The 20,211-nt window shown below is 34.3% G+C and carries 18 protein-coding genes and 1 tRNA gene; 14 read left to right on the forward strand and 5 right to left on the reverse strand.

What is annotated here, in order from left to right; genetic code table 11:
• The first annotated feature begins 5 nt into the window (after window positions 1-5).
• The 6 genes from ABJD27_RS13165 to ABJD27_RS13190 all read left to right on the forward strand — a co-directional run bounded on the left by ABJD27_RS13165 (window position 6) and on the right by ABJD27_RS13190 (window position 5,404).
• The gene (locus ABJD27_RS13165; RefSeq protein ID WP_348165529.1) at window positions 6-416 is read left to right on the forward strand and encodes a nuclear transport factor 2 family protein; all 411 of its coding nucleotides are present in this window, start codon (window positions 6-8) and stop codon (window positions 414-416) included.
• A gap of 10 nt (window positions 417-426) precedes the next feature.
• Window positions 427-1,416, forward strand: a complete 990-nt coding sequence (gene gap / locus ABJD27_RS13170; RefSeq protein WP_348165531.1) for a type I glyceraldehyde-3-phosphate dehydrogenase — start codon at window positions 427-429, stop codon at window positions 1,414-1,416.
• Window positions 1,417-1,601: 185 nt separating this feature from the next.
• Complete coding sequence (locus tag ABJD27_RS13175; RefSeq protein ID WP_348165534.1) at window positions 1,602-2,891, forward strand: amino acid permease; 1,290 nt, start codon at window positions 1,602-1,604, stop codon at window positions 2,889-2,891.
• 9 nt (window positions 2,892-2,900) lie between these two features.
• Window positions 2,901-3,989 (forward strand): aromatic ring-hydroxylating dioxygenase subunit alpha, encoded by a 1,089-nt coding sequence (locus ABJD27_RS13180; RefSeq protein WP_348165537.1) that lies wholly within the window; start codon window positions 2,901-2,903, stop codon window positions 3,987-3,989.
• A gap of 557 nt (window positions 3,990-4,546) precedes the next feature.
• Window positions 4,547-4,900 (forward strand): hypothetical protein, encoded by a 354-nt coding sequence (locus tag ABJD27_RS13185; protein WP_348165540.1) that lies wholly within the window; start codon window positions 4,547-4,549, stop codon window positions 4,898-4,900.
• A 30-nt stretch (window positions 4,901-4,930) separates the two neighbouring features.
• Entirely contained in the window at window positions 4,931-5,404 is a 474-nt protein-coding gene (locus ABJD27_RS13190) for a YHS domain-containing (seleno)protein (protein ID WP_348165543.1), read from the forward strand.
• Window positions 5,405-5,623: 219 nt separating this feature from the next.
• Here ABJD27_RS13190 and ABJD27_RS13195 read toward each other — a convergent pair whose 3' ends face one another.
• The gene (locus ABJD27_RS13195; protein ID WP_348165546.1) at window positions 5,624-6,247 is read right to left on the reverse strand and encodes a hypothetical protein; all 624 of its coding nucleotides are present in this window, start codon (window positions 6,245-6,247) and stop codon (window positions 5,624-5,626) included.
• A gap of 235 nt (window positions 6,248-6,482) precedes the next feature.
• Between ABJD27_RS13195 and ABJD27_RS13200 the strand changes: the two genes are divergently transcribed.
• The 3 genes from ABJD27_RS13200 (at window position 6,483) to ABJD27_RS13210 (ending at window position 9,705) form a co-directional block, all read left to right on the forward strand.
• The gene (locus tag ABJD27_RS13200) at window positions 6,483-7,463 is read left to right on the forward strand and encodes an alpha/beta hydrolase (protein ID WP_348165549.1); all 981 of its coding nucleotides are present in this window, start codon (window positions 6,483-6,485) and stop codon (window positions 7,461-7,463) included.
• Window positions 7,464-7,597: 134 nt separating this feature from the next.
• Complete coding sequence (locus ABJD27_RS13205; RefSeq protein ID WP_348165551.1) at window positions 7,598-8,560, forward strand: DJ-1/PfpI family protein; 963 nt, start codon at window positions 7,598-7,600, stop codon at window positions 8,558-8,560.
• Between the two features lie 80 nt (window positions 8,561-8,640).
• Complete coding sequence (locus ABJD27_RS13210) at window positions 8,641-9,705, forward strand: DJ-1/PfpI family protein (protein ID WP_348165554.1); 1,065 nt, start codon at window positions 8,641-8,643, stop codon at window positions 9,703-9,705.
• A gap of 228 nt (window positions 9,706-9,933) precedes the next feature.
• On the opposite strand, the gene ABJD27_RS13215 is transcribed toward ABJD27_RS13210, so the two are convergent.
• The 4 genes from ABJD27_RS13215 to ABJD27_RS13230 form a co-directional block, all read right to left on the reverse strand.
• Window positions 9,934-12,939, reverse strand: coding sequence for a M43 family zinc metalloprotease (locus ABJD27_RS13215; RefSeq protein ID WP_348165557.1), 3,006 nt, complete (start codon window positions 12,937-12,939; stop codon window positions 9,934-9,936).
• Between the two features lie 472 nt (window positions 12,940-13,411).
• The gene (locus ABJD27_RS13220; RefSeq protein ID WP_348165560.1) at window positions 13,412-14,053 is read right to left on the reverse strand and encodes an MOSC domain-containing protein; all 642 of its coding nucleotides are present in this window, start codon (window positions 14,051-14,053) and stop codon (window positions 13,412-13,414) included.
• A gap of 217 nt (window positions 14,054-14,270) precedes the next feature.
• Window positions 14,271-14,352, reverse strand: a tRNA-Leu gene (locus tag ABJD27_RS13225).
• A 108-nt stretch (window positions 14,353-14,460) separates the two neighbouring features.
• Window positions 14,461-15,147 (reverse strand): aspartyl/asparaginyl beta-hydroxylase domain-containing protein, encoded by a 687-nt coding sequence (locus tag ABJD27_RS13230; protein WP_348165563.1) that lies wholly within the window; start codon window positions 15,145-15,147, stop codon window positions 14,461-14,463.
• Between the two features lie 71 nt (window positions 15,148-15,218).
• Here ABJD27_RS13230 and ABJD27_RS13235 point away from each other — a divergent pair, with 71 nt between their 5' ends.
• The 5 genes from ABJD27_RS13235 (at window position 15,219) to ABJD27_RS13255 (ending at window position 20,185) form a co-directional block, all read left to right on the forward strand.
• Window positions 15,219-16,610 (forward strand): dipeptidase, encoded by a 1,392-nt coding sequence (locus ABJD27_RS13235; protein ID WP_348165566.1) that lies wholly within the window; start codon window positions 15,219-15,221, stop codon window positions 16,608-16,610.
• A gap of 90 nt (window positions 16,611-16,700) precedes the next feature.
• Window positions 16,701-17,954 (forward strand): hypothetical protein, encoded by a 1,254-nt coding sequence (locus ABJD27_RS13240; RefSeq protein WP_348165569.1) that lies wholly within the window; start codon window positions 16,701-16,703, stop codon window positions 17,952-17,954.
• Window position 17,955: 1 nt separating this feature from the next.
• Window positions 17,956-18,678 (forward strand): DNA alkylation repair protein, encoded by a 723-nt coding sequence (locus tag ABJD27_RS13245; RefSeq protein WP_348202051.1) that lies wholly within the window; start codon window positions 17,956-17,958, stop codon window positions 18,676-18,678.
• The gene (locus tag ABJD27_RS13250; RefSeq protein ID WP_348165575.1) at window positions 18,662-19,549 is read left to right on the forward strand and encodes a radical SAM protein; all 888 of its coding nucleotides are present in this window, start codon (window positions 18,662-18,664) and stop codon (window positions 19,547-19,549) included. Before ABJD27_RS13245 ends, ABJD27_RS13250 begins: the two co-directional genes overlap by 17 nt.
• Before the next feature lie 75 nt (window positions 19,550-19,624).
• A complete protein-coding gene (locus tag ABJD27_RS13255; protein ID WP_348165578.1) occupies window positions 19,625-20,185 on the forward strand; it encodes a TetR/AcrR family transcriptional regulator in 561 nt (186 codons plus the stop codon).
• The last annotated feature ends 26 nt before the right edge of the window (window positions 20,186-20,211 follow it).

Below are 20,211 nucleotides of genomic sequence, written 5' to 3' on the forward strand. Positions count from 1 at the left end.
TCAATATGGAACAGAAACATCCTTTGCCTCCTTTCACTCTTGAAACTGCAAAACAAAAAATACAAATGGCAGAAGATGCCTGGAATAGTAAAAATCCTGATAAAGTAGCCATGGCCTACACGATAGATAGTGAATGGCGCAACAGGTCTCAGTTTGTTAACGGACGTGAAGAAATACGTCAATTCTTATCTGGAAAATGGGACCATGAACTGGATTACAAACTCAAAAAAGAATATTGGGCACATGCAGGAAACCGTATCGCAGTACGTTTTGAATATGAATATCATACTCCAGAAGGTAACTGGTATAGAGCTTACGGAAATGAAAATTGGGAATTTGATGCCAATGGATTAATGGCCAAACGATTTGCAAGTATTAATGATGTAGCTATCAAAGAACAAGATAGAAAATTATAAAAGGAACACTATGAAAAAAATTGCTATCAATGGGATGGGCCGCATAGGACGTGCTGCTCTAAAAGTTATTTTAGACACCCCAGAACTAGATGTCGTTGCTGTAAACGATCTTGTTACTGTAGACAATATTGCTTATTTACTTAAATACGACTCTGTATATGGTGTCTATGAAAAAGAGATAACACATGATGAAAACCATCTTATTATAGATGGAAAGAAAATCAAATACTACTCTAATCGCAATCCAGAAGAACTCCCATGGTCGGAAAATAAGATTGATATTGTGATAGAAAGTACGGGTTTCTTTACCAATACTGATGATGCTACAAAACATATCACAGCAGGAGCAAAAACCGTAGTGATCTCTGCACCTACAAAAAGTGTAGATGTGCCAACCATTGTACACGGTGTAAATTCAGATCAAGGGAAAACGTCTGTTTTTTCTTGCGCTAGTTGTACGACTAATAATATAAGTCCGGTCGTTGAAGTATTAGGAAGGCGTATTGGAATTAAAAAGGCCATTATGACTACTGTACATGCGTATACAGCTTCTCAAAACATGGTGGATTCTGTATCTAAAAAGAATTATAGAATGGGACGCGCGGGCGCTGCAAATATTGTCCCTACCTCAACAGGTGCCGCTATTGCTACCACAAAAGCATTACCAGAATACAAAGGTAAATTTGACGGTGTTGCTTTACGAGTTCCTATTCCTGTAGGTTCTATTTCTGATATGACGTTTGTGACAGAAAGACCGGTTACGGTAGAGGAGGTAAATGCCATCCTAGAAGAAGAAGCACAAACAGATCGATATGCTAAGGTATTAGACACTACGTATGCACCCATTGTTTCTTCTGATATTGTAAAAAGTCCATATGCTTCTACAGCCGATTTAAGTATGACTCGTGTTGTAGACGGAGACTTATTAAAAGTCATGACATGGTATGATAATGAATGGGGATTCACTAATCAAATGATACGTCAGATTCTGGAAATCTAATGTATATATACGCTTTCGCGAAAGCGTAAAAAACCTACTAAAACGGAGTCATTGTACTCCGTTTTTTATGTCAAAATAAATGCTCAAGAGACAACTCAACAAACCTCTTTTTATATCACTTAAATACAAAATGTCATTTTCCGATAGTTTATACGTACATTACAAAGACGTAGAAAACAATCATATTGAGTACAAAAAAAATAGGGTTTTGGTCTAGCACATCACTTGTCGTAGGAAACATGATTGGGTCTGGTGTCTTTCTATTACCAGCATCTCTAGCTGCTTATGGTGCTATCAGTATTGTGGGTTGGATTTGTTCTTCTTTAGGAGCGATTGTACTTGCCATTATTTTTGGAAACTTAGGAAAACTTGCTCCAGAAACAACAGGAGGCCCTTATGCATACACTCGATTAGGGTTGGGTAGATTTCCAGCGTATCTGGTGGCTTGGGGATATTGGATCTCTATTTGGTGTACAAATGCGGCCATTGCTGTTGCATTAGTTGGATACTTAGAAGTATTCTTCCCTATTCTTGGAAAAAACCAACTCCTCGCTGTACTTACAGGGTTGGGCTTTATATGGTTATTTACCTGGGTAAATTCTAAACCTATAAAAACAGTCGCCTTTGTTCAGTTAGTGACCACAATTCTTAAAATTGTTCCTATACTCCTTATTGCTTTTATTGGGATCGCTTATATAAAAATGGATCATTTTACGCCATTTAATCTCAGTGGAGAGTCTAGCTTATCTGCTATCACAGCAACAACAACACTAACACTCTTTGCGTTTTTAGGAATGGAAACGGCTACTGTACCTAGTTCATCTATTAAAAATGCCGCGAGTACCATAAAGAGAGCTACCGTTTTTGGTACGTTGATTACCATTATCGTATACATTTTGAGTTCTGTGGCTATTATGGGAATTATTCCTCCTGACGTTCTCGTTACTTCAAATGCTCCTTTTGCAGATGCTGCTGCCTTATTTTGGGGAGAATCTGCCAAGTATATCGTAGCTGCCGGTGCGGTTATCGCAACCTTAGGCGCCTTAAATGGTTGGATCTTAATACAAGGACAAATCCCAATGGCGGCATCTCAAGACAAGCTCTTTCCAAAAATATTTGGAAAAATAAATAAGAACAGATCCCCTATTATAGGGATTGTACTATCAAGTATTTTGGCTTCTATTTTAATGGGATTAAACTATACAAAAAGTCTTGTGGACGCTTTTACATTTATGATGAAACTCTCTACACTTTCTGTACTAACCCCCTATATATTGTCGACCATAAGTTTATTGATTTTACTTCACAAAAAGGAAGGGTTTATCCCTTTACCTAAAATGATTCTATCCAGTCTAAGTATCTTATTTTGTATATGGGTTATTATAGGTTGTGGTACCGAAACAATACTTTGGGGACTTGTTTTATTAATTATAGGAATTCCATTTTATGTATATCTAACCAAAAAAAGTTCTTAATTTAGTGATATGGAACAGTTTTACATTCACCCAGATATTGCTCAAGCCGAAACATTACCAGCCTCTTTTTACCGTAGTCAAGAAGTTTTTGATGCTATAAAAGAAAGGATATTTGAAACAACTTGGCAATGGATAGGTGATGCAAATACGTGTATCCCATTAACAGAAAGTGTCTACCCTTTTGTGTTGTTAGACAATTACCTTACAGAACCTATGATGGTTGTAAGAGATAAAGACAATACCATTATATGTCTTAGTAATGTATGTACGCATCGTGGAAATATTGTAGTACATCACCCAGGAAAAGCAAAAAACTTTATGTGTATGTACCACGGAAGGCGATTTGAGTTAGACGGAAGTTTTAAATCAATGCCTGAGTTTACAGAAGCTCAAGATTTTCCTAGACCTTGTGATAGTTTACATACATTTAAACTACGAGAATGGGGGTCACATCTATTTGTGGGGCTCAATCCTGCTTTTGACTTTTCTGAAGTTATTGACGTGATGAAAGAGCGTGTTGGTTTTTTGCCTCTTAACGAGTTTAAGCTTGATGCTACACTTAATAAAGATTATATCATTAATTGTCATTGGGCTTTGTATTGTGACAACTATTTAGAAGGGTTTCATATTCCATTTGTACACGAAGATTTAAATGATGCTTTAGACTATGGGCAGTATAAGACAGAAATCTATGATCACGTAAATCTACAAATCGGATATACAGATGGAGGTGAAGAGGTTTTTACACTTCCCGAAGGGCATCCAGATCAAGGAAAACATGTAGCCGCCTATTACTACTGGATATTCCCAAATATGATGTTTAACTTCTACCCATGGGGGTTATCTATAAACATTGTGAAGCCTTTTAGCCTCAATAAAACAAAAGTGTCTTTTATCACCTATGTATATGATGAGACAAAACTACATGCTGGTGCTGGTGCTTTATTAGATAAAGTAGAGCGTGAAGATGAGTTTGTTGTAGAAGGAGTACATAAAGGGTTACAATCTAAGTTTTACAAAGCAGGAAGGTTCTCACCAACACGCGAAAAAGGCGTACATCATTTCCATAGTTTACTTGCAAAGTATCTTAATCAGTAAACATTCTGAGATACATTAGCCTTCAAAAAATAGGTCATACAATTCTTAATTTATGAATTGATAATTAGTAATATTTATATGTACATTATACTATAAATAAAGATTATTGACATGTAAAAAAGAAGAATCGAACATGTCCTTTACTTCATCTACCCATCTTATCAGAAAACAACAATGATAGATTATTTTTAAAATAAATATCACATGCTACGATCTGCTCTAAATCTTAAAAAATAAAGGTGCATTTTAATAGAATTATATGTTTTCCTAAAATAATTAGTAATAATCAAGATTTCTTTTTTGATTAAATAAAGGCGTATTTACAAAGTATAATAATCATTTACTTAATAAATCATTATCTACTTATAATCAGATATCTATATTTATTTATGCATACCTATTTTGTGTAGCAATCTGATACTACCTCTTCAGTTTTCATTTTAAAAAGTACAATTTTTCGTGTTTTTTTGGTAGCATTCATAAGGGAAACCCGTGGTAAGTTTGTACCATAATTATTCGCAAAAACATAAATAATTTAATCTAATAAAACATTTAAAATGAACATTAAAGATCAAGCAACAAAAATGGATAGCATCGTAGCTCAAGGAGCAATTGTAGATGCTGTAAAACAATTTTTCGCAGACAATGCAACAACTTCAGATTACAATGGTGGAGGAACATCTGACAAACAACAGATGATTGAAAAAATGGAAGGATTTGCAGGAAGCATTGCTGCTGTAAATGGAATTACGCATCATCATACACTTGTAGATGGTAATGTATCTGCTTCAGAATTTACGTTCGATTTTGATATGAAAGACGACAGTAAAATCTACTGGCACGAAATCATTCGTCGTGTATGGAATGACAACGGCGAAGTAGTACAAGAAGAATATTTTAACGCACAATAACACAATAATTAATTTATAATACTTAATAACATGAAGAATTTAATAAAAACCTCAGTATTAATACTTGCACTCGTAGTAAGTACAGTAACATTTGCTCAAGATAGAATGGCAAACAACGTAGATAACAGTACTATTCATTTACAAGGATATAGTCCAGTATCTTACTTAGATTTAGGAATTGCTCAAAAAGGATTAAAAGAGTTTAAATCTGTGCACCAGAAAATAACATACTACTTTACATCTGCTGAGCAAAAAGCAACTTTTGACAAGAATCCAGAAAGGTATAAGCCTCAATATGGTGGGTTCTGTGCCTTTGGAACATATGCAGGTGCTAAATTCAGACCAGATCCGAATAAATTTATTGTAAAAGACGGAAAGTACTTCCTATACTTATATGATCTAAACTTAGATGCTCAACAGTTATGGTTAAATGAAAAAAACCACAATAAACTTGTTGCAGGAGCAGATAAAAACTGGAAAAAACTAAGTAAGACACATAACTAAATATTTGGTTACAGTTGATGTTTATCTATAAATGCCTTCGTTCATAATAGCGAAGGCATTTTACATTTCTATAATCTTTGATTCATGAGTTGTAGTTTCTCATATACATACTTAATTAAGCATATAATCTATGTGAGTCTGCTTTCGCGAAAGCGAACTTATTATTTTTATTTATCTCTAGGATAACGTATCTCGTTACTGTGTTATCAATGATCTACATTAACTTTGAATAATAAACATTCCTGTTTGTGTATCATAAGAAACAGACGTCTGACTTATACCTCCTCCAAATACTAATTCAGTCATTGGGGAAGTCACTGTAGTAACCACAGAATTACCTGTTACTTGAGATTGTAACCAAATATACAATGTTATACTAGGAGTCATAATAGTTGTACTGGCCAATAACACGGGTGCAGCAGACACTGCGTTTCTTATAATCTCAATGCCATTTACTATAGCATCTTGGTAAAGACCTACTGTGATATAATCTTGATTACTATACTGATTAAGTAACGCAAATGCATTTGCCATTCCTCCAGTATCTGGTCCTGAAATTACTCCTGATGGCTCCAAAGTATATAATTTCCCTGTAGCCGCTCCAATAGGTATACTTGAGAGTTGAGTCAAGGCTGCTCCATGTTGAGCTTGTGTATTAGACACATAAATTCCATATTCCTCAATCCAGTTCACTTGATTACTCTGAAAAGGGTTAAAACTTTGCCAAGCAACATGTGGTTCTCCTCCTCCTGCTTGCTTCCCTAAAATTACTCGTGTGTCCGTATTGTAGATGTCATTTAACTGTTCGTCTGTAAAATTAATAGTAAGTATGTAATCTGACATGATGCTTGTTTTTTTAAATAATGAGACTTCTATTATAATTGTTATTTGGATAGTACAAAAAACCCTAGCATTTAAAAATAATTAGAAACTTCATTTTAAATTCACGTGTTTTCACGTGATTATATCACTAATTGACAATTAATTATAAAAAAAAAATTCATATTGTAAGGAGTGAAAAAAGCTTCGACTTATTTACCGAACGATCGGTAAATTAATATTATTAAAATCAAATATCATGAAAACTAAAATTTCACTTATCATTATGGTTGCTGCTCTAGCAACATTTATACTCTCTTCCAACTCAAAAAAAGAAGAAGTCAACACTATTGTAAAAGAAAACACTTCTCTTAAATACCCTACTACTTATAACACCATAGAGGTTAACGGACTAGAAATATTTTACAGAGAGGCAGGACGTAAAGATGCCCCTACTCTTGTATTACTACACGGATATCCGACTTCTTCGTATATGTTCCGTAATCTTATAAAAGAACTGTCTTCAGAGTATCATTTAATCGCACCAGATTACCCAGGATTTGGACGTAGTGAACAGCCAGCTATGAAAGATTTTGAATATACTTTTGATGGAATGGCAGACATTGTAGATGGGTTTTTAGAAAAACTAAACATTCAAAAATACAGTCTTTATGTAATGGATTATGGAGCGCCTGTAGGTTATCGCGTATTTGCAGAACATCCAGAGCGTGTCACATCTTTTATTGTACAAAACGGAAATGCGTATGAAGAAGGTCTTACCGACTTCTGGAATCCATTAAAAAGTTATTGGAAAAAAAGAACTCCTGAACTAAGTAGTGCTTTAGAAAAATTTCATCAAGTAGATGGTTTAAAATGGCAATACTTACACGGTGTACAAGACAGTTCTAAAGTCAGTCCTGACAACTGGCTTCTGGATTTACAACATTTAAAAAGACCAGAAAACAATGAAATTCAGCTTCAGTTATTTTATGACTATGGAACTAATGTAAAGCACTATGCATCTTGGCAAAAGTTATTTAAACAACATCAACCTCCTATGCTTATTGTTTGGGGTAAAAATGATGTTATTTTCCCTCCATCTGGTGCCCATCCATATAAAGAAGATCTTAATAATATAGAATTCCATTTATTAGACACTGGACATTTTGCGCTGGAAGAAAAAGGGGATGAAATTGCAGGATATATTCAAGGTTTCCTAAAAAAGAATAAAATCAAGTAAGTATTACTAAACAAAAGCAAAAGAGCTAACTGATAGGAGTTGGCTCTTTTGTCAATACAAAGGAAGGTTCAAAAACTTGAAAACACAATTGCCTATATTTATCCTATTGTAGTGTATGCTTTAAATAAATTGTAATGCGAAAAATCATTTTTGTCATTCCTCCTAAAGTCCATTTGTTGGATATTAATGGCCCAGCCCATATCTTCTATGAAGCTAAAGAATATGGAGCAGATGTTGAACTACAATTTATCTCCTTAAACAATAAAACTGAAATTGAAAGTAGCGCTGGTCTGTACTTTAATCAACTTGTTACATTTAATCAGATAGAACTTCAAGAAAATGATGTGCTTTTTATTCCAGGGTTTGAGTTTAGTTTAATTTCAAATAAAACTTTTCTAGAAAGCATACAACCATTCTTAGATTGGGTTACTACTCAATATCATAAAGGTGTGCATATTTGTTCGGTATGTACGGGGAGCTTTATTCTTGCTGAAACGGGTTTGTTAAACCAAAAAATAGCTACTACTCATTGGAAATATTTTGATCAGTTTTCAAAAAAGTTTCCATACGTTGTATTGGCAAAAGATCGATTATTTACAAGTTCTAAAAACATCCATTCTAGTGCAGGAGTATCTTCTGGCATTGACCTTTCTCTTTTTCTAATTGAACAATTCTTTGGAACTAAATTTGCTTTAGATATAGCAAAAGAAGCTGTGGTTTATTTTAGAAGAAGTACTTCAGATCCACAATTGAGTATTTTTCTTCAATATCGAAATCATCTAGACCAACGCATACACAATGCGCAAGATTATTTGATGCATAATTTATCTAAAGCACCCACAGCAGAGGAGTTGGCCAACCAAGTCCATATGAGCAAGAGGAACCTAACGCGCTTGTTCAAAAAAACAGTTGGTATTACTATTGGAAAATACCTTGAAAAGTTGCGTGTGGAAAAAGCGATATCATTATTATCTGAAGGAAATAAGGTTGATTTTGTCGCTAAGCAGATCGGTTTTAAAAGTCCCAATCAAGTGCGTTTTATCTTAAAGAAGCACCAGGACATCTTACCTACTGAAATTTCTTCCCTTGATAAATAGTCCTTATTCTGCGTACTGTTGTCCTTTTCTTGCTATGTAATTAAAACTAGTTTTACAGCTCATCATTAAATCAACGAGCCATGCAACGAATAATCCTTTTTATGTTTTTACTTACCCTCCAATTAGCTTCTTCTCAAGAAGGTAATGGAGAAAAGCCAATATATGTTTGTATACCTTGCAATAATGAATGTGATGCGCTTCAATTTGATAAACCCGGAATATGTAATCATTGTTCTATGGAACTTATCAAAAAAGAAACGTTGAATACACATACTGAGAATAGAAATAAAAAAATTGCATTTTACCTTCAAGATGGTGTTGAAGTTCTGGATTTTGCTGGACCCATGGAAGTCTTTTCCTATGCTGGATTTGAAGTTTTTACAGTTTCAAAAACAAAAGCCCCTATCATATCACAAGGGATTCTTAAAATTATTCCTGATTATAGCTTGGCAGATGCACCGCAAGCAGATATTATAGCTTTTTTTGGAGGAAATGCTTCTAGAGCTTATCAAGATACTGAAGTCATTAATTGGGTTAAACAACAGGAAAATATTGAATATTATTTTTCAGTCTGTACTGGCGCTTTTATTCTTGCTGAAGCCGGACTATTAGAAAACAAAACAGCTACCACCTTTCATTCTGCCTTAAACGACTTGGAAAACAACTATCCAAAAATTAAAGTGCTTAAAGGTGTTCGGTATGTGGATAATGGGAATATTATTACCACGGCTGGGATTTCAGCAGGAATGGATGGAGCATTACATCTCGTTGCCAGAATTCAAGGATTTAACAATGCCAGAAAAGTTGCTTATAACATTGAGTATGATAAATGGACCCCAGGTGAAGGCTGCTTATTAACAGACAGTAATCCATATCAACACTTTATGGATATAAATAACCTGCCTGATTATTTGGGTGTCTATGAGTTCAAAAACAATTTAACATTGGAAATAAAATTTAATGAAAGAGAACATTCTATTTATGCACTTCTTGAAGGGGAAAACTTTCCTCTTTTCTATCTCAATAGAGATGTCTTTATGGGGGTCAATGGCCATCAAGTGACGTTTCAAAGAGATATCTCCAGTTCAATTTCTGGGTACCGAAGCTCTGAGGAAGAAACGATTTTTTATAAAAAATTGAAATAATATCATGTTATCGTTTTTAAGATATATGGTCATAATCTTCTCTCAATAAAAGCAACATTTAATATGCTAGATATGGTAAATGACACCAATTTGTAAAATACTACACAAATAAAGACAGAGCTTATTTAAAGAAATCAATATGTTGTACTAAACAAAAAAGCCAACTTAAATAAGTTGGCTTTTTCTTTATCTGTCAAAGAACTACGTTCAATAATTAAGGAAAATTTATTACTTTTTAATAAATCGCTTATGCAAACGCTTATCTCCTACTTGAACTTCTATGATATATACACCAGTTTTTAACTTTGAGACATTAATCATATTTGTATATACATCTGTCTGTATTGTTTGCCCTAAAACATTATAAATAGTGAACCTTTCTGCATCTTCCACTCCAACAAGACGAAGTTGACCTCCATTTACTGGATTAGGGAAAATACTAAAATTATATACTGAGTTTTGCAATACTGCACTTGGACCTGTAGTACCTGTGTTGATATTTACAATATAATCCTCTACCTCTCCATATTGGAAGTTTTCACAAGCAGTTGGTGCTCCATTATACTTCATAGACACACGCATACGCGTTGATCCTTGAGAAGCTCCAGCAGGTACTGTAATTGTTCCTGTAATAGAAGTCGCTTGTGTAGGTGCTTGAGAAAATGCTATTTCTCCTGTATCATTAAAATCACCATCATGATTCCAATCTATAAATACAGCATATGCTTCATTGTATACGGTAGTTCTCCATTGTGGTGTAATTGTAATAGAAGCACTTCCATTTAGGTTTGTAGAAAGGTTTGTAAAATCTTGATACCCGTTTGTACCTCCTGTTGAAGAGTTATCAATATTACCAATTTGCACTCTACTGATATATTCATCATTTGAACTTGTAGCATTAGAAGTACAATATCCAGCCGGAGGGTTGGGGTCAGTACCACCATCAGCAATAAGTCTTACATTATCAATAGCAACATCAGATTGCCAAGTACCACCAGTTATACGGTTAAATCGTAACTGAACAGAAGTTCCAATATATGAAGCAAGATCAATAGTTATTGTATTCCATTGATTGCCTTGATTACCTGTTTGGTTCCATATACTAATCCATGTAGCCCCATTATCATCGCTCACTTCTAAATCTATGCGACCTGCGTCTTCATCTCCAAACATATGATAATCAAATACAAAGGAAGCTTCTGTTTCATTACTTAAATCAAAACAAGGAGAGTTTAATATCGCACGCTTGTTTGGAAATCCTGTATTATTCCCAGAAGCTTCTACATACATATAGAAAGTTCCATCTGCTCCTGAAGAAGGCCCTGTATTATTAGAAGGCGTTCCTCCAGAGTTACGTGTCCAGTTAAGGTCATCTCCACCTCCTTGAGACCAGAGTCCAATATTAGCTTCGAAACTTTCAGTGTAAGGAACATTTTCTCCATTTATACATCCACTAGTAGGTGGTGTAATATCAGTAGCAGCCGATACGGCATTACTATTAATCGATACATTCCCTGCAGCATCCGTAGCACTCACTGTATACTGATATGTAGTTCCTTCAGCAAGTCCCGTATCTTGATATGTTGTACCAGCTACAGTTCCTACATTAGTTCCTCCTCTAAATACATTATATCCAGTAACTCCAACATTATCAGTAGAAGCAATCCAAGATAAACTCACTGTACTTGTTGTTACTCCAGTTACAGTAAGATTAGTTGGCACACTAGGAGCTTGGGTATCTCCAGCTTGTGCTCCAGCAATACCAAAAGCATCAATAGCAATATCTCCTTGCCAGGATGTATTTGTTGTTCCTCTAAGACGTAATTGTACTGTATTACCACTAAGATCTACATTAGCTTCTTGCCAAGCAGCGCCTTGATCTCCAGTTTGTGACCATATTTCTGCCCAAGTCATTTCTCCATCTACTCTAGCTTCTAATCTAATAGTTCCTACTGAATTACCTGTCATTTGATAATGGAAATTAACAGTAGGAGTACTTACACCTATAAGATCAAAACAAGGAGAATTTAAGATCGTTGTTTTCCCTCCAAAATTTGGATCAGAAGCTTCTACATATATATAGTGAGTTCCTTCAAAAGCTCCTGAAGGTCCTGTACTACTTGAAGGTGTCGTTCCTGTTCTAAGAGTCCAGTCAAAATCATTTCCAGCATCTTGTGTCCAATTACCTAGTGTATTCTCAAAACCTTCATTATATGGAAAATTAGATACCGTTGTATTACAAGAGACGACAACAGTATCATTTACTCCTGTGTCGTTTAGATTATTCTCTTGCCATAATGGTTGTCTTGCTGGATGATTTAATGCTGCAAGCATTCTATTAACTTGTCCTACTGTAAACATTTTATAACATCCCGCAGCACCATTATACCCCATATAATTCTCATAATTGATATTGTTGCCACAATCAAATGTTTCACTACAATCTCCTCCTACATTTTCTGCAGGCGTATCTGCTACTTGATCCCCGTTTGAGCAACCGCCTTCATGAGTATGAATTAGATTTAACCAGTGACCAAATTCGTGAGTTAATACAGATGCAAACTCATTGGATGTATTTCCTGTAAGATATTGACCATTATATACTACCCTAGCAATATCTAAATTAGACATGGTAGTATCTGGATACCAAGCTACTCCTGAATTATTTGAAACTCCATCTCCATAAAGATCTGCGGTTATATATACATTCATATATTTATAATTGTCCCAGGCATCTGCAGCCACTACTGGACTACTATAATTACCATGTCCAGAAGCAACAGGATGAAAAACAACTCCATCTGTAGTATTTCCATTAGGATCTATTTGCGCAAGTTTAAATGAGATATCCATAGTAGATCTAATCCCTAAAAAATTTGAATCTACTGTATTGTAATCCGCATTTAATCCTTGAAATTCTTCATTTACTTGATTTAGGGAGTTCACTATGGTATTAAAGTTTACTGCATCTCCATTTTGAACAGTTCCGTATACGTGAAATACAACAGGTATTACATATGTCGTTTGTAATTGAGCTCTATTTTGATCTATATTTTGAACAAAATCTCGGGTATATTCATTAAAATTTTGATATTGCTGTAATGCATCAGGGTCTGATTGGAAAAACGCATCTGTAGCCTCTTTAGAACGACAGTTAATTTCGGGGGTTTGACTATAAATAAATCCACAATTTATCAATGCCAAATATATCAGCACATGTAATCTTATCTTCATGATTGGTTAGGTTTTAAAATTAATTAATTCGCAAGCATAAATATTTAGCTTACAACATCTTGCGCAAAAAACTCAACATGCATTAACACATGTCGTTATAAAGACATCTTCGAATAATTGCAATTTTTCATCCTATATAGTTAGTATAAAATTAATGTATTACATACTGACATTATCCCTCTATTTTATCCAAAAATATGATTATATACTCCTTAAAATGGATATTTAATTAAATATTCGTAATTATTTAGGATAATTAATAAGAATACTTAAATAAATCACGAAATAAAGTGTTGATTCTATATTCTATCTAAAGAAGGTTACTATATTCAATAGTAATATGACAGAATTTACAGTTATTTAATTTGTAATTTCAAGTTATGTTCTAATTTGGAGTATTACCGAAACAGCAATAATATATATGATTTTACAAATCAATAATTGATTTACGTTATCATAATTTAATATGTAGTTAATTCATTTTAACAAATCGAAGTAATTGTTTTCTTTTTTTAGGAGGAAGATCTTCATTAGCCAAAGCCAGTGCTATGAGTTTACGATCTTTTTCTTTTGCATATAGCAATTCATATAATTGCTTTATACTTAACACATTATCAGACTCTTTTTCTAAAATAAAATTATCTCCAACTTTTACTGTTCCACTTTTTAAAACCTGTACATAAACTCCTGGGCAACCGTGTTCAATAAATTCATGTAAAATTTTTTGATTCCCAAATCGAATTCCAAGCTTAAAACAAGGCTCTCTTGGTTGTGTAATCTTGACAAGAGCAGTCCCTATTTTATAAATATTTCCAATTCTAATTAAAGATTCATCAAGCCCTTCAACAGTAAGGTTTTCTCCAAACATACCCCAATCCCAAGATAAATCGGGATACTTATTTTTCCAGTAAGAATAATTATCTGCTGAAAACAAATAACAAGCCATATAAACACCACCATGGACTCGTCTATCACTAACAGTATCATTCAATACATTTTCTCTCTCTAAGTCTATAGGACCAGAAATAGGAGACTTATAGATTCCTGTCTGTTGTTCTTTCCCATTCCAAACAATCTTAGTAGGATTTCCAATATTTGTTGAAATTACTTTCATAGTCAAACGTCGTTATAATCTATAGTTTAATAACACGTAAATCTAATACTATTTTTAACCTCTATAATCATCAAAGTACATTTAAAAACACCTCAACACCAAAATGCAATGTTGGCATTTTATATTATTAAAACTTACCCTTTTATGAAGAAGTTGAAGTAAGATTAGAAAATTATACAAACAAAAAAGCTCATCATTTCTGATGAGCTTTCCTCTGTACGGGCGGAGAGACTCGAACTCTCACACCTCGCGGCACTAGATCCTAAGTCTAGCGTGTCTACCAATTCCACCACGCCCGCATTCAATAAATCGTTACGCATCTCTTTGTAACGGGGTGCAAATATAAGAATTGTTTTTAATTGCAAACAACATAAAACATTTTTTTTATGTTTTTAATAAACTCCCTTTTAGTCCTTCTTAAATTGATCAATTAATCCCTCAGGAATAGAGATTCCTTGGTGTTTAAATTCTTCTATCATGCGTTGTTTTTCTTCATCAGAATATACCGGTGGTAATGTTTCTTTTTCAAAATCATATCCTATTTTTTTAAATAAGATATCACTCCATGCATTTCGTTTACAATCCATGACCAGATGTATACGATCTGAAGTTCCATTATTCTCTACAGCATGCGGTAAATTAAAATTACCATACCAACAACTCCCTACCTTCATAGTTACCAATTCTTTATTGATATAAAACCGCACATCTTTATTAGTTGTAATAGGCACATGTACTCTAAACAACCCATCCTCATATCCTAAATCAAGATCTGTATGCTCATGAATCCGACTTCCCGCACTTAAATTCAGTAGTCTAATAGATTCCTTCTCGCATTCAAATTGAGTGATAATCTCCTTAAAATACGTGCACTTTTCTAATAAAGGAGTATCTACAAATCCTCCTGTAAGAGAGAAAGCACGTACATTATTTGTCGCTCCATCCATAGAGCGAAGCGCAATCAATTTCCAACTCCCTTCATAATCGTCATTATTATAATGTTCTGAAAAAGCAAAAGCTTCACAAATCTTATAATCTTCTATAAGTCGATCTTCAGAAAAAGTAAAAGAGAAACGTGCACTTGATAAACTCATGTATCTTGATATTTTATACCCATAAATGTAGTTCTATTTTAGTACATTTAAGCAAAAATTTACAATCCCATATGGAATCTATTACATCCTATATAGAAGAACACAAACAACGATTTATTGACGAACTTGTCGAGTTATTAAAAATACCTAGCATTAGTGCTGATTCCGCTTTCGCGAAAGCGACCACGCAAACCGCCACAGCTGTAGCCGATAGTCTTCGCGCCGCAGGATGTGACACTGTAGAAATATGCGAAACCCCTGGATATCCTATCGTATATGCCGATAAGATGATAGATCCTAATCTACCTACCGTACTCGTATATGGACATTATGATGTACAACCACCAGACCCATTAGATTTATGGGATTCGCCACCATTTGAGCCTGTCATTAAAAAGACAGACAAACATCCTGACGGAGCCATCTTTGCACGTGGTGCTTGTGATGACAAAGGGCAAATGTATATGCATGTAAAAGCCATGGAATACATGACAGCAAATGGGAAATTACCTTGTAATGTGAAGTTTATGATCGAAGGTGAAGAAGAAGTAGGAAGTGTGAATCTCGCTTGGTATGTAGCGCGTAATCAAGAAAAACTAGCCAATGATGTGATCCTTATTTCGGATACAGGAATGATTGCAAATGATATTCCTAGTATCACAACAGGACTTCGCGGATTAAGTTATGTAGAAGTAGAAGTTACAGGACCAAATCGTGATTTACATAGTGGTCTTTATGGAGGTGCTGTCGCAAATCCGATTAATATCCTATCAAAAATGATTGCTTCACTACACGATGAAAATAATCATATTACGGTAAAAGGGTTTTATGATAAAGTAGAAGAGCTTACTGCTGCCGAACGTGCAAAAATGGGGGAAGCTCCTTTTAGTTTAGAAAATTATAAAGAAGCGCTTGATATTGCCGCTGTATATGGAGAAAAAGGATATACAACTAATGAGCGTAATTCTATACGCCCTACTCTAGATGTAAACGGAATTTGGGGAGGATATACAGGCGAAGGCGCAAAAACAGTCATTGCGAGTAAAGCCTATGCAAAAATATCCATGCGCCTTGTACCACATCAAGATTGGGAAGAAATCACCGAATTATTCAAAACACATTTTGAAAATATTGCTCCAGAAGGAGTGACTATAAAAGTAACACCTCATCACGGAGGACAAGGATATGTAACTCCTATAGATAGTTTAGGATATCAAGCTGCCGAAAAAGCGTACGAGAAAACGTTTGGAAAAACACCAATCCCGCAACGTAGTGGAGGAAGTATTCCTATTGTAGCACTCTTTGAAAAAGAATTAAAAAGCAAAACAATCCTTATGGGATTTGGATTAGATAGCGATGCAATACACTCTCCAAATGAACATTTTGGCATCTGGAACTATTTAAAAGGAATAGAAACTATTCCTTATTTTTATGAGTACTTTACAGCGTTAAAGAACTCATAAAAATCACTTTATAAATTGCCAAAGTCCCTTAAGTCTCCAAAGACTTAAGGGACTTTTTATATTTTAGATAGAACTAACAACACTACCCATATGATACTCTCTAGAGAATTAAGATCAGATTGGACTATTGCCAGCAAGGTTATCTTTCGTTTTATAGCCTTGTATTTTTTAATCTACATCCTTTTTATGTTTTTAGGAAAAGGCATCTTCCAATCACTCTTTGCGTGGATTGGTCAAGATGTATTACACGTAAAGGGTCGTTTAGAATATTTTCCAACTGGAAGTGGGGATACAACGATGGCATATGTAAGTTTATTTACACAAACAGTTTTAGCATGTATAGGAACAATTATATGGTCATTTTTAGATAGAAAACGACCTTCTTATAACCAATTTTTTTATTGGACACTTATCATACTTCGCATTTTTCTAATTTTCTTTATGTTTAGTTATGGATTTGTAAAAATCTTCAAAGGTCAGTTTCCAGGGCCTTCATTAGGTCGTTTATTACAACCTCTTGGAGAGATGTCTCCTATGGGACTTGCCTGGACGTATATGGGACATAGTGAAGGGTTTAATATGTTTGTAGGAGGTATGGAGGTATTAGGTGGCTTATTATTAATCCCACGTAAAACATTAACCTTAGGTGCTTTTATTACCGTAGGAGTTATGACTCAAGTTGCTATGATGAATTTCTTTTATGACATTCCTGTCAAGTTATTTTCGGTACACTTAGCGCTAATGGCGCTGGTTATTTTTCTTGCAGATTGGAAACGATTTACACAAGTCTTTATCAAAAATCAAACAGCTCTTGCTATTCAGTATTATAAAGTCTCAGATGATAAACTTTATAAAAACTTCATTATTGGATTTAAAATTATTGCTATGCTATTTCTTATAGGAAGTATGTCTTGGAGAGGATATAATGCAGAACGTCAATATGGAGATAAGAGAGAAAAACCAGTTTTGTATGGCATTTGGGAAACAACTACATTTATAAAAAATAGAGATACAATACCTCCTCTACTCACAGATACAAATAGATGGAGACGTCTTATCATAAGTTACAAAGAACGTGCAAACATACAAGTGATGAATGATAGTATGACACGTACTTCTTTTATTGTAGATACTACTAATGCTAAAATTTATATTGACTCAAAAAGAGGAGTAGATGATGTTTTAATGTATACACTCTCTGGTAAAAATCATGATGAACTATATTTGGAGGGAGTATCCAATGGGGATTCTTTAAAAATATACCTCAAAGCAAAAGACCTAAGCAAAATTGAATTGACAAATCGTGGTTTTCATTGGATAAATGAAACTCCGTATAATAGATAATATGCGACTCATTACAAGAAAATCTGATGTAAGAATACGACTTGAAGAATGCATCCTTGCATATGATCGAGATGGTCTTATAGCCTGTTGTGATACGGTATACAAAACGCTGTTGTTACATAAAGTAAAATTTCCTTTACTAGAGTTTTGTGGTACTCAACTGTATGATACGCTTCTTGAAATAGATCAAATTCCGTTTTGTGATCAAATCCAAGCCTTAAAAACCGAAGGTGGTAATGTGATTCTTGGTATCATGCTTCAAAAGCGTTTAGAACATCATTATGACCAATCTATACAAAGAGCAACTCAGTATATTGCAGATGCAGATATTTGGTATGTATGTGACATTATAGGAGAACGTGTATGGGGTGTATCCCTTTTGCAAACCCCAGAAAAGACAATTTCTGTTATAGAAAAAAAGACACATCACGAGAGTAACTGGGTCATTAGATCTCTAGGAGCAGGAATACATTATGCCATCAAAAAAGGATTACCGAAGGAACATGTAAAAACACTATTTGATCTTTTATTAACGTGTGCAAATACCAATGATAAAGAAATACGACAAGGTATCGGGTGGGCTGCAAAAACAACAGCCAAATTTCATCCAGATATTATACGCTTTCGCGAAAGCGAACTAAATAACACTCAAGATGTGGCCGCATGGTTTAGAAAAAAAGTAGAAATAGGACTTCAAAGACATCAGTATGCCAAGAGAAATTGAAGTTAAATCCATACTTAATAAAACCAAAAAACGTGATTCTTGGTTTCTAGATGACTATACTATAAATATGTATAGTAGTTGCTCTTTTAATTGTCTATATTGTTATATACGTGGCAGTAAATATGGCGAGAATCTGGAGACTAGTTTATCTGCCAAAATTAATGCCATTGAGATTCTAGATCGCCAGTTATATAATAGAGCAAAGAAAGAGCAATACGGAATTATTGTGTTATCATCTGCCACAGATCCATACCTACAGATCGAAAAAAAATACGAACTCACGCGACAAGCACTAGAGCTCATTGCAAAGTATCGTTTCCCTGTACATATCATTACAAAATCTGATATGATCTCACGTGATTACGATCTTTTGCATCAGATAGATACTACGGCAATCTTACCTTATGACTTACAACAATCATTAGGTAGAGGCACTATTATATCCTATTCTTTTTCTACGCTTGATGATCAGGTAGCCCGTATCTTTGAACCAGGTGCTACACCGCCATCTTTACGTTTGCAGAGTATAGAAAGCACTATTAAAGAAGGGTTTTTATCTGGTGTGAGTATGATGCCTTTACTCCCTTTTATCTCCGATACAACAGCACACTTAGAACTGTTATTCTCTACATTTAAAAAAATGCAAGCGCATTATGTATTACCAGCGACCATTACATTGTTTGGTTCTGGAAAAGCAGATAGCAAAACACTAATACTTCAAGCTATAGAAAAACATTTTCCAGAATTACTCTCGCGATATCAAACATATTTCCAGTATGGATCAGAAATGCCTGCCTATTACAAAACTGCTTTTGCAAAAAAAATGAAGGAGCTTTCTCTAGAATATGCGATCAAACAATCCATTTTGTAAGGAATAGAAAAGTTAAAAGACTATTGAAAATGAACAGACTTGTCTGTTTTTAAAAAATTGCTTTATATTTGCATTATGAAACACAACCTTGTCAGACAAACTATTGTTGAAACTGCTTCTCGTTTATTTTACGAGAATGGGTATAATCTGACAGGTATTAATGAAATCATTAAAGAAGCTGGTATTGCAAAAGCCACTTTATATAATCATTTTCGATCTAAAGAAGAGATCTGCATCGCTTATTTACACTATAAAGATCAAGTCTTTTTTGAACAACTCAAAGCCTTCTTAAACACCTATCCAAAAGGGAAGAAAAGGGTTGTAGGCCTGTTTGATTTTCTAACAAAGTTTTATGAAGGAGATAACTTTAACGGTTGTTGGTGCTTAAATACAGTTTCGGAAATTCCTAAAGAAAATGAGCAAATTAGAAAAGTGATTCAAGACGGAAAAGAAGTCTTAATTAATTACATAGAAGAACTTGTAGGCGATAGTCTTGAACTAGACAAAGAAGGAATCAAAGTAATTGCAAAGCAAATCTATTTATTATATGAAGGAGGTTTATCAGAGAGTCATTTACATCAAGATGTATGGCCTATTAAAACGGCATATTCACTTTGCGAAAAATTAATAGCATAAAAAAATTTATAACAAAAAAGACAGAC

Origin of the sequence: Dokdonia sp., from assembly GCF_039945015.1 — a bacterium.
Taxonomy (GTDB): Bacteria; Bacteroidota; Bacteroidia; order Flavobacteriales; family Flavobacteriaceae; genus Dokdonia.